General features: G+C 66.9%; 1 protein-coding gene. It reads left to right on the forward strand.

Features of this window, described 5'->3' with window-relative positions; all coding sequences use genetic code 11:
- Nucleotides 1-1,248 (forward strand): protein kinase (locus MJ783_RS08760; protein ID WP_239309877.1); only part of this gene is annotated, 1,248 nt, incomplete at its 5' end.
- Nucleotides 1,249-1,409 lie beyond the last annotated feature (161 nt).

Raw genomic sequence — 1,409 nt, forward strand, 5'->3', positions numbered from 1 at the left:
AACGTGCTGCTTTACCAGCAGAGTGACGATCAGCTGTATGCCTATCTGGCCGATTTCGGGTTAGCCCGACACACCGACGCGGCCAGGCTCACCACAGCCGGAGCCATGGTCGGAACGCCGCTGTACATGTCCCCGGAACAGCTCCGCGGCGAGCCGGCGACGGCGGCGAGCGACATCTACGCCGCTGGCCTGCTGCTACACGAGATGATGGCCGGATACCCGCGCTGCCGCGGGGAGGAATGCCGACGGACACCAACCGATCCGGTGGCAGCCCGCCTCCACGCCATCGTCAAGCGGGCATGCGAGCTCGAGCCCGAGGCCCGCCACCCCAGCGCGGAGGCGTTCGGCCAAGATATCGCCGCTGCGCTGACCGGCGCGCCGGTCACAGCGAGCCACCTCCAGCCGCTGCACCACGTCGGCCATGGCGCGGCGAGAACCCAGCTCTCGCCCGACGTCGCCAGCAGCGGACACGGCATGGATCCGGCTCCCAGCCTCGACATCGCGGGCGGACCGATCTGGACCGCCCGATCCGAGTTCTCGCTGCCGGATCCCGGACCGACCGAGCATGGCCACGCCGGTACGCATACCCTGCCCGGAGAAGACACCATTCCCAAAGCGGGCGGTGCGGCGCGGGATTCAGGCGCGGGGACCTCCTCAGCCGGACAGAGGCGACCAGTATTGTTGTTCGCGCTCATCGCCTGCGTCGCCTTGGCGGTCGCTGCCGCGCTGACCGCGGTTACCCCGATACTCATGGGCCGAACGGACGCGGCATCGCCGGCCACGACGCCATCTCACACGGCGCTGGTGACACCATCCCCGCACTCATCGACCGGCGCCTTCCCGAGCGGCCTGGACCAAAGCACAACCTCGTCCCCGGCACCAACGGCGCTGACCACCGCGCGGATTTCCGGGACGCCCGTGCCGCTGGCACAGAACGCACCGACTGGCACCGTTCGGCCACCGGATACCCCGGTAGCACCGCAATCCGCATCCCTCAGCCCGCAACCCGCCCCCACCACAGCGGCCGGGACGGTGCAGCGCCGGTATGTCTGCGCCGAGGACGCGACATTGCACAGCTCGTTTGGCCATGACACGCCGATCATAGGCACACTGCGGAGAGGCGAAGAATTCGATACGGACGGTTTACTGGCGAACAACGGAGCATGGGTGCACGGGTACGCCCCGTCGTTGAATCTGAGTGGATGGATGCTCACCCAGTACGTCAAAATGACATGCCCGGCCGCCTGACGAGCAGGTAGTCCCGGCTACGCGTCTACTGACTCCCCCACCTGGCGGACCATCGGTAGCGCCACACAGAAGGCGGGAACCATAGCTGTTCGCGTTCGTAAAGATTCGGAAGCGAACACCCTGAGGTTTCAATCCGACTCGGAAAGTTCCTGCTCTGCGAC

The organism is Protofrankia sp. Cj3 (genome assembly GCF_917627355.1).
Classification (GTDB): Bacteria; Actinomycetota; Actinomycetes; order Frankiales; family Frankiaceae; genus Protofrankia.